This is a genomic window from Psychroserpens sp. (assembly GCF_047633235.1).
In the GTDB taxonomy this organism is placed as follows: Bacteria; Bacteroidota; Bacteroidia; order Flavobacteriales; family Flavobacteriaceae; genus Psychroserpens.
In genome coordinates this window covers 1-9,993 of the sequence record NZ_JBLIET010000068.1, presented here as the reverse complement: position 1 = coordinate 9,993, position 9,993 = coordinate 1, and the positions used below count along the sequence as shown (strand labels likewise).

8 protein-coding genes and 1 pseudogene are annotated in these 9,993 nt (G+C 33.1%); 5 read left to right on the top strand and 4 right to left on the bottom strand.

The window, feature by feature from the left end; genetic code table 11:
• Positions 1 to 2 precede the first annotated feature (2 nt).
• Genes ACJAZK_RS14030 through ACJAZK_RS14020 form a run of 3 tightly spaced genes read right to left on the bottom strand, consistent with a single transcriptional unit; the run spans position 3 to position 4,184 of the window.
• Positions 3 to 1,019 (bottom strand): alpha/beta fold hydrolase, encoded by a 1,017-nt coding sequence (locus ACJAZK_RS14030; protein ID WP_415224566.1) that lies wholly within the window; start codon positions 1,017 to 1,019, stop codon positions 3 to 5.
• 3 nt (positions 1,020 to 1,022) lie between these two features.
• Positions 1,023 to 2,684 carry an AMP-binding protein gene (locus ACJAZK_RS14025; protein WP_415224565.1) on the bottom strand — a complete coding sequence of 554 codons (1,662 nt, stop codon included), beginning with the start codon at positions 2,682 to 2,684 and terminating at the stop codon, positions 1,023 to 1,025.
• Positions 2,685 to 4,184 carry a flavin-containing monooxygenase gene (locus tag ACJAZK_RS14020; RefSeq protein ID WP_415224564.1) on the bottom strand — a complete coding sequence of 500 codons (1,500 nt, stop codon included), beginning with the start codon at positions 4,182 to 4,184 and terminating at the stop codon, positions 2,685 to 2,687. It lies immediately after the preceding gene.
• A 156-nt stretch (positions 4,185 to 4,340) separates the two neighbouring features.
• On the opposite strand from ACJAZK_RS14020, the gene ACJAZK_RS14015 reads away from it, so the two are divergent.
• Positions 4,341 to 4,961 (top strand): TetR/AcrR family transcriptional regulator, encoded by a 621-nt coding sequence (locus ACJAZK_RS14015; protein WP_415224563.1) that lies wholly within the window; start codon positions 4,341 to 4,343, stop codon positions 4,959 to 4,961.
• A gap of 86 nt (positions 4,962 to 5,047) precedes the next feature.
• Here ACJAZK_RS14015 and ACJAZK_RS14010 read toward each other — a convergent pair whose 3' ends face one another.
• Positions 5,048 to 6,463 carry an MFS transporter gene (locus ACJAZK_RS14010; protein WP_415224562.1) on the bottom strand — a complete coding sequence of 472 codons (1,416 nt, stop codon included), beginning with the start codon at positions 6,461 to 6,463 and terminating at the stop codon, positions 5,048 to 5,050.
• A 122-nt stretch (positions 6,464 to 6,585) separates the two neighbouring features.
• On the opposite strand from ACJAZK_RS14010, the gene ACJAZK_RS14005 reads away from it, so the two are divergent.
• From ACJAZK_RS14005 to ACJAZK_RS13990, 4 genes and pseudogenes are all read left to right on the top strand, one after another.
• On the top strand, positions 6,586 to 7,227 hold the full coding sequence (locus tag ACJAZK_RS14005; protein ID WP_415224561.1) for a TetR/AcrR family transcriptional regulator: 642 nt from the start codon (positions 6,586 to 6,588) through the stop codon (positions 7,225 to 7,227).
• Positions 7,228 to 7,468: 241 nt separating this feature from the next.
• The gene (locus ACJAZK_RS14000; RefSeq protein WP_415224560.1) at positions 7,469 to 8,650 is read left to right on the top strand and encodes an acetyl-CoA C-acyltransferase; all 1,182 of its coding nucleotides are present in this window, start codon (positions 7,469 to 7,471) and stop codon (positions 8,648 to 8,650) included.
• Between the two features lie 176 nt (positions 8,651 to 8,826).
• Positions 8,827 to 9,804 carry an NAD(P)H-dependent flavin oxidoreductase gene (locus tag ACJAZK_RS13995; protein ID WP_415224559.1) on the top strand — a complete coding sequence of 326 codons (978 nt, stop codon included), beginning with the start codon at positions 8,827 to 8,829 and terminating at the stop codon, positions 9,802 to 9,804.
• A gap of 37 nt (positions 9,805 to 9,841) precedes the next feature.
• Positions 9,842 to 9,934 (top strand): annotated as a pseudogene (locus ACJAZK_RS13990) (electron transfer flavoprotein beta subunit/FixA family protein); the annotation flags it as partial.
• Between the last annotated feature and the right edge of the window lie 59 nt (positions 9,935 to 9,993).

Here is a 9,993-nt window from a genome sequence, read left to right as displayed (position 1 = left end):
ATTTATTTATTTTTAAAGTTTTTGAATATTGATTTATGAATATCTGGGATGTATTTTTCTGGTAAATCATGTCCCATCTTTTTAATGAATAATGTTTTAGCATTTGGTATTAATTGCGCATATTTTTTAGCATGTTCAATCTTTATTAAAGGGTCATTAGTTCCATGAATTATTAAACATGGTACTCTTATTCTTTCCAATTCATTATACCTTGAACCCGAAGCTTTAATGGCAAAAGTGTGCTGATTACTCACTTTTGAGTTAAACCCTTTTCTTACTTTTAATTCAAAATATGCTTTTTGTAATATTTCTTTATCGTTAATAGTATTATCTCCTTTTCCTTGCAGTAAACGCTGTGTGGATAAAAAAAACTTCATTTTTTGAGAATTTGTTTTCAATTTTCTACCGTATAAAAGAGTTATTCCAATAATGTTGCTGTAAAACCTCTTAGAGACTGTGACCAATGCTGGATCGTCATAAAAACCAGTTGACATTACTGATGTTAATGTTGATATTCGGGTTGGGTAAGAAATTGCTATTCTCTGTGAAATCATAGCACCCATGGACATGCCAATAAAATGAGCTTTCTCAATATTCAAGGAATCTAGAATAGCAATTGCATCTGTTGCCATATCTTCTAGCGTATAAGGGCTTTCTTTTGACCAATCTATGATCCAATCTGATTCACCTAAGCCTCTATTGTCATATTTTATAACAGAGTACCCTTGGTCTAAAAAAGGACGATAAAAATAACTTGGCCATATTAATTTAGATTGTCCGTGACCGCTAACTAAGACAATTGTCTCTCCGTTAGGTTTTTTATTTTCAATAATTTCGTAGGCTATTTTTACACCCGTATTATTTACAAATGCTGTTTTTCCTATTACAAATTCAGGAAGTCTTTCGTTTTTAACCTCGTTTATTAATGAATCTATATTTTTAGGGAGTTTCACTTTATTGTAAACTGTAAAATACAGCACAAACGTTAATAAGACGATGATGGTAAATGTGTATAGCATTTTCTATTCCCAGATTATTTGTTTGTTATTTTCATGCCATTGAATTAAATTAGTTTTATATCTCTGATAAATAGCATTTCGCTTAATTTTGAGCGTTGGTGTTAATAGACCATTTCCAACACTCCAATCCTCATGATTAATAATTAGGGTAGATATTTTTTGGTAATTTGATAAGTCAGAATTAACATTTTTTAAAAGATGAATTAATTCATTTTCTAAAATTTTCTTTTCTTTTGATTTCCCTACGTCTGACAAATTCACCAAAAGCATTGGTTGTGGACAACCTAATCCTACAAGACATATTTGTTCAAGAACTTCACTTTTAGTAAAAGGAGCTTCTGTTTTCGCAGGGACTATAAACTTACCTTTTGCTGTTTTAAAGGTGTCTTTTATACGACCTGTAATAAATAAATAACCTTCATCATCAAGTAGCCCTTGATCTCCAGTTCTTAACCACCCCTCTGAAATGGATTCATCTGTTAAATCTTGTCGCTTATAATAGCCTGACATTAGAAATGGTCCTCGCATTAATATTTCCCCGGTCTCACTATCAATTTTAATTTTCACTCTTGGTTGCGCTTTTCCTACTGACCCTGGCTTTTTTTCTTCTGGAAAAAGTATTGTAGTAATAGCACAGTTTTCAGTCATCCCATAGCCATTAGTAATCGGTAAACCAATACTAGTATACCATTCTTTTAAAGATTCTGACAACGGCGCAGCACCTGAGATAAGCGCCCTTGTTTCATCTAATCCTAATGCAGCCCTTAGTTTCTTTTTGATAAATTCTGATTGTTCAGGATTACTTAAGACTGTATCTAAATGAGCTTGTGACATTGTAGTCAAAATGCCTTGCTGAAATTTTGTTAAAATTCGCGGTACTGCAAAAAAGATAGTTGGCTTAGTATCTATAAGATTCTGTGAAAAGGTACCTATTGATTCTGTAAAGTAAATAGCGCCTCCAAATCTAAAGCAATTGTATTCTACAACTAGTCGCTCTGCAATATGGTTTAATGGCAGGTATGAGAAATATCTATTGTCTCCATAAAGGTCTGTTTTTGTTGGATTGAGTTCTAATACCGACCATTTAGACTCTTCAATAGCCTTATAATTAATTACGACTCCTTTAGGTATTCCCGTTGTGCCTGATGTAAAAATGATACTCCAGATGTCATTCATGAATGGCCTATGCACTTTTTGCAAGGGTTCAAAATCATTCATGATATCTTTCCATTTTAAGGCTTTATCTATAATTGAATGTCCTTTATAATTGGGAAATGAAATTACAGGTAAGTTCTCATTTACGCTTTGTTTTGTGTTTTCCCAATCTTCTACTTTTCCGACAAATAATGCCTTCACGTCGCCTAATTCTATTACTTCTTGAAGTTGCTCTCCAGTAAGATTAGCAAAGAAAGGTACTGATACATAGCCTGCCATAACAATGGCGATATCTGCGATAACCCATTCTCTACAATTTTTTGATATCAATCCAATATGAGCGCCTTTGGGTAAATTAAAACTTTTTAGAGCGCTAGCGATTTTTCGAGCCATTTCGCCTGATTCACCCCAAGTATATGTCTCCCATGTATCTCCAAATGGTTGATTTAAAAATGGTTGATTAGGAAAATTCTTTTCCCACTCGTAAAACATAAAATCAAACTGCTCCATTTATATTAGTTCTTTTTTAGTAGTTTCAATTGATACTATATCGTAGTCAGTTTTATTTATTCGCTTCGTTTGTTTGCGATAAGACATTGTAGACCCAGGCCAAATAGAAGTGTTTTTACCATTACTATCTTTTAAATAATAGCTATCACAACCACCATCAGACCAAATCATTGTTTTTAGTTGTTCTTGAATTTTCTTGTTAAATTCTTTTTGAATTGATTCTTTAACATTTAAATAGCTATTTGGGTTTTTATTTAAATACTTTAAGTAACTCATAATGTAATTGAGTTGAGACTCCATCATATGAACAATGGAATTATGTCCTAGACCTGTGTTTGGTCCAACCATTAATACAAAGTTTGGAAACCCGTTAACGGTCATACCATAATAAGCTTCTCCTCCTTCTTTGTTCCATTTATCAAAAAGCGATTGATTATTTATTCCTTTTACTTCATATAAATGTTTATAGGTTGTTGTGTAAAAGCCAGTGCCATATATAATGGCGTCAACTTCGTGTAATTTTCCAGTGTTATCAATAATTCCTTTTTTGGTAACTTCTGAAATGGCATCTGTTACCAGGCTAACATGCTTCTTATTTAAAGCAGGATAATAATTGCTAGATAATAAAATACGCTTGCAGCCAATTTCGTAATTGGGAGTTAATTTTTTACGCAGTTTCAAATCAGGAATTGATTCTTCTATAAATTTTAGAGCATCCGCTTTTCTTTTTGTTCTTATTTTATTTGGCGCATACTGTGCCCTGCCTCGATGCTCCAAGAACCAATAAATAAGTTCTCTCCAAAACTTCTGATACGAAGGAAAGCGTCTAAATCTTTTTTTAGTTTGTTCACTATTCTCTCTGTCAAGCTTTGGCTCAATCCAAGCAGCTGTTCTTTGAAAAACAGTTAGTTTCGCTGCTTCTTTAGCAACTTCCGGAATAAATTGTATAGCACTTGCTCCTGTGCCAATAATAGCTATCTTTTTGCCTGTTAAATCATAACTATGATTCCAATATAAGGAATGAAAGGATTCTCCTTTAAAAGAATTAATGCCTTTTATTTTAGGGTATAGCGGCTGGTTTAAGGGGCCAGAAGCAGATATAATTGTTCTAGCTAAATAAATTTTTTCATTAGTATCTGTAATAACCCAATGTCCATTTGGAACATCAAAAAATATTTTTTGAATCTCTGTACTGAATTGTATATATGCTGTTATGTTATATTTACTTACACAATGCTTCAGGTAATCATGAATCTCGTTGTGGGGCGAAAAAGCTCTTGACCACTCTGGGTTGGGTTCAAAAGAATACGAATATAAATTAGAAGGAATGTCACATGCACAGCCAGGATAGTTGTTATCTCTCCAAGTACCTCCAACATCATTGCTTCGTTCAAAAATCTTAAATGACTCAATGCCCTCTTGTTTCAATTTAATGCCAGCACCTATTCCGGCAAAGCCAGCACCAATAACTGCGACATCTAATTTTTTATTTATGGACATATTTAAAGGCGATGTTTCATTATAACTATAAATTTGGTATTCAAAGTATAATATTTGTTATTTAATTAGTACGCAATATATAATTATTATTTTAATTACTATATAATGTGCATTATATTTTTGATATTCATTTATTTTTACTCAAATTTGTAGATAATGAACAAAACCAAAAAGAAAATATTAAATACGGCTGTAATACTTTACAACGAATCTGGCATTGCTAATGTAAGAAACCAAGACATTGCAGAAAGAGCAGGTATGAGTTTGAGTAATTTTAATTACCATTTTGGGGCAAAAAAAGATCTTATTGTAGCTGTTTTTGACTTAATGTTCGAAACTCTTCAAAAAAACGTTTATGGAAATAGTATCCTTGTTAAGGAAGGGCAAGGGCTGACTATTACGAAGAGTTATTTTGAGTTTCAAGAACGATTTTGTTTTTTTTATCTAGATACTCCAAATATTTTAAAAATGTTTCCTGATTTGAATGAAAAAGTGCAAAAGCAAATAGAAGAGTCTTATCAAATAATTAAGAATTTAAATTACTTAGCTATTGGTATGGGGATGATGAAGCCTGAGCCGGAAGATAATCCGGGATCTTATGATCAATTAATGCGTCATATTTGGATACATAATCATTTTTGGTTTGCTAATTCAAGAATTATTAATAGTGAAGATAATCTGGTAAAAAAAGGGATAGAGTCTTTGTTTAACTTATGTTATCCATACCTAACTAAAAAAGGGGTATTGTCTTATAAACAATTTATAAAATTGCTTTAATTTTTTAATTAAGGATAAGTTAATAATTTAGAGAAAGTTAGTTTTACCTAAAAAGATTTTTTTTGTAAATTGACAATAAACAAACGCTATTTTTTATTTTTAAGAGCGACTCTTATTTCGTTATAACGTTTTTTATTTATTGGATATGCAATAAGAAAGATAATAGCTATTAGGTAGGTAGACATTAAAACCGGCCCGCCAATAAACCCAAGACCTTCTATGGCTTTCATAGGTACATCTTCAACACCCACTTGTTTAGGGAAAGCGATAATCTCTAGAAGTACGCCAGCAATAAAATATCCCAAACCAACAGTGCATTTATAAGCAAAAGACATAGAAGAGAAGAATAAACCTTCATTTCTGTTGTTTGTTTTTAATTCAAACTCATCCACAACATCGGCCATCATGGAGCCTACTATGCTTAAGACAATCCATAAAAACATATATGCAAATAATATGCACACAAAATAAATTAGAATTAATGATGCCTCTCCGTTTTCGGGAAACATTCCTAATAATCGTAAATTATAAGGCAGACTAAACAAAATGCTAAAGGCAATTGTACTATATAAGACAGCTCTTTTTTTATCAAATTTTTCACCTAATATTGATGCTAAAAAGAGTGCTAATATACCGCCTATTCCAGATGCAATAGGAAGTAAGGCCATTTGAGTCTCGGTAAATTGAAAATAATACTCCATAAAATAGGTAGTAAAAACGGTGCCAACACCTATACCTATATACAGCACCATTGTGTAAAGAATAATAGTTCTATAAGATTTCATTCTAAACATCATTGCCACTTCTTTAAAAAAGGTTTTCAGGTTAAATTTTATCTGATTTTCAGCTGCTTTCGGAAGTAAGGGAATCACTTTTCTTGTTCCTAAAGCACTAACAATAATAGATAGTATGATTAAAAACCCACAGAACATTGCAAACTTTGGGTAAGTTTCTGGGTTCATCAAACCTCTTGAGTATTTTTCCGACGGTACAAAAAACACTACAAACCCAATAATAATTATTAAAGTTGACATTAAGGCGACAAACATAACTCGATAGCTTGTTATCGAGGTTCGTTCATTGTAATCTACAGATAATTCTGCACCAAGAGACATGCCTGGTACTTGAAATAATGTGAGTGATACCCTTACTAAGATTGTAAATGTGGTTAACCATAAAAATAAGCCTACTTGATCTAAATCAGAAGGTGGTGAAAATAATAAGTAAATAAAAACACCTAACGGTATTGCTGAAATTACCATAAACCCATGGCGTCTTCCCCATCTTTCTGATTTCCATCGGTCAGATAAAACGCCAACTAAAGGGTCTGAAATTGCATCAAAAAATAAAGCAATGATGGTTGCTAAACCTGTAAGACCTGCGCCTAAACCTAATACTTGACTAAAATAAAAGAATAAAAAAATTTGAAAGAGCCCGTCCTTTATTCCTTGTGCTGAAAAACCAAATCCATAGAGTAATTTAATGCGTTTAGATAGTTTCATTAGTATTGATGTTTTTGTAAAACTAATATTTTAAATTGATTTATTTATATTTTTAGTATTAAATATACAAATAATTGTTTCTTTATTAACATAAGAGTTATTATATTTGTAAATATAACACTATGAATACAACTAAAAAAAAGATTATTCTTGCGACTATAAAGCTTTTTAATAAAAGCGGAATTGCCAACGTCATAAATCAAGATATCGCAAAATCAGCGTCCATTAGTTTAAGTAATTTTAATTACCATTTTGCGACAAAGCAAGATTTAGTTTTTGCAGTTTGTGAGTATATGGTCATTAATCTAGACAAAAGAATGTCTGAAACCAGTGTCTTAATTAATAAAGGAAGAATGGCGCTTGAAATACCCAGAATATATTTAGAATTTGAAAAAGAATTTATGTTCTTTTATTTAGATACCTACAATATTTTACAATCGTATCCAATATTAAAAAATGAAATGCAGAAGCAAATAAACCAGTCCATGCAAATCATTAAAAACTTAAACTACCTCTCTATAGGCATGGGGTACTTTAAGCCTGAGCCAGAAGATTTTCCTGGTCTTTATGATAAATTAGTTGAACAAATATGGGTAAATAGTCATTTTTGGTTTGCACAAAACAAAATTAGAGGCTCCGAAAATTATTCAATAATAGAGGGTTTGGAAATGAGTTATGCATTGATTTTCCCTCATTTAACAGAAAGAGGAAAAATGCGATATAAAGAATATATGATTAATATAAAGGGAGAAATATCAAACTAAAGAATCAGTAAATAGTATTAGCACAAAGGCCACATGGATTGCCTAAATCATTAAGGAAGGCAATAAAGTTTTAGTTTCTGCAGCGGCTGGCACTGGTGAGAGTTTGGTTGGTCAGATTGCTAAACTAAAAGGGTGCAGAGTCGTTAGAATAAAAAGAGGAAAGGACAAATGCGATTACTCGGTGAACAACCTTGGTTTTGAAAGTTTCAGAATAAATAATACTAATTAAAATATAAACTAAATGAAAGATGCAGTAATTGTTTCAACAGCAAGAACACCTATTGGTAAGGCTTACCGAGGGGTCTATAATAACACAACAGCACCAACTTTAGGAGGTTTTGCTATTCGTGAAGCTGTAAAAAGAGCGGGAATTGACCCAGAACAAGTTGATGATGTCATTATGGGCTGTGCTATGCAACAAGGTACTTCTGGACAAAATATCGGAAGATTGGCAGCATTGGCTGGCGGATTACCTGTAACAGTTAGTGGAATGACTATAGATAGACAATGTTCGTCTGGAATGATGGCCATTGCAACAGCTGCAAAACAAATTATTACTGACGGTCATAATATTGTTATTGGTGGTGGATTAGAATCTATTAGTTTGGTGCAAAATGAAAAAGCCAACTTTTACAGAGCTGTGGATAAAGCCTTAGTGGCTCAGCACAAAAATGTTTATATGACAATGCTTCAAACTGCAGAGATCGTTGCTAAGCGTTATGGCATATCAAGAGAACAACAAGATGAATATAGTTACCAAAGCCAAATGCGAACTGCTGCTGCTCAAGAAGCTGGTAAATTCGACCAAGAAATTATTGCAACCACAACCAATATGGGTGTAATGAATAAGGAAACTAAAGAAATTACATACCACGATGTTACTTTATCCAAAGATGAAGGAAACAGGCCTACAACAAACATGGATGGCCTTTCTGGGTTAAGAACGGTTATTGATGGTGGCGTGATTACAGCTGGAAATGCCAGTCAATTATCAGACGGTGCTTCAGCATGCATTTTAATGGAAAGTTCTTTAGCGGCTAAACAAAATATAACACCTTTAGGAATTTATAGAGGGATAGCTGTTGCTGGCTGTGAGCCAGATGAAATGGGTATTGGTCCAATTTTCGCAATCCCAAAGTTATTAAAACAACATGGTTTAACAATTAATGATATCGGGCTTTGGGAACTCAATGAGGCTTTTGCCGTGCAAGTTTTATACTGCAGAGAGAGATTAGGTATAGATGACAATCTATTAAATGTAAATGGAGGAGCTATTTCTATTGGACACCCATACGGAATGAGCGGATCTAGAATGGTTGCGCATGCTTTAATTGAAGGAAAACGCAGGGGTGCTAGATATGTAGTAAGTACAATGTGTGTTGGTGGTGGAATGGGTGCTGCTGGATTATTTGAAGTTATCTAATAAAAATAAATAGTAATTTTGAGGTTTACACAAGGGTAGGGCTTTTCTTGATAATCTTTTTTGAGGAAAACGACTTTAAAAAAGGATTTTTATTACAAATCCTAACGAAGGCAGGCTGCAGTTTAAAGCAGTCAAGCCGCTTTCAATTTGAGTACTTTAAAATAAATATATAGAAAATGAGTAAAGCATCATTTATTAAAGAACTATCGTTGCCAGTAATTGCAGCACCAATGTTTTTAATTTCAGGACCTCAATTGGTAATAGAGTGCTGCAAGAACGGAATTATTGGTACATTTCCCGCTTTAAATCAAAGAACATCAGAAGGCTTTGAGGAATGGCTTATCGAAATAAAAACAGTACTTTTTGCTTTTGAAAAAGAAACAGGGAAAAAAGCAGCACCTTTTGGTGTTAATATAATTGTACATCATTCTAACCCAAGAGTAGAAGCAGATTTAGCACTATGTGTTAAGCACAAAGTTCCTTTAATCATTACCTCTCTTGGCGCTGTCTCAGAATTGGTAGAAACAGTCCATAATTATGGGGGGTTGGTGTTTCATGACGTCATTAAAAAGCGTCATGCAGAAAAAGCAGCAGAAGCCGGAGTAGATGGTTTAATATTAGTAGCAGCTGGGGCAGGTGGCCATGCAGGAACTATCAATCCGATGCCATTGGTGTCAGAAATAAAAAAATTCTTCAAAAAAACCATATTACTAGCTGGATGTATTAGTACCGGAAGAGACATCGCTTCTGCCATGCAAATGGGAGCTGATTTAGCATATATGGGGACCCGTTTTATAAATACTAAAGAAAGCAAAGCACCAAAAGCCTACCGCGATATGATTATTGATTGTGGTGCTAATGATATTGTTTATACAGCAGCAGTTTCTGGAGTTTCTGCAAACTTTTTAGCACCCAGTCTAAATGCTATAGGTATTACGGAAGACATGTTAGCCAGAAAAGAAAAAGTAGATTTTAAAGAAGAGTTAACGGCTAACAAAGACGAGGCTAAAGCTTGGGCAACCATTTGGTCGGCAGGTCAAGGTGTTGCTACTATTTCAAATTCACCAAGTGTAATGGATTTAGTATCTGATTTAAAAATGGAATTCAAAGCTGCAATTATAGAACAGTATAAACTTTTGGAAAATTATAAATAAATAAATTCATAACTAAAACTTTAAATCTTATTTTGAGATGAAAATATTTGTATGCATTAGCAATGTCCCAGGAACTACTTCTAAGATTAACTTTATAGAAAATGACACAAAATTTGACTCTTCAGAAGTGTAATTTGTAATCCATCTAAATGATGAATTTGAACTTACAAAGGCCATTTGGCTTAAAAA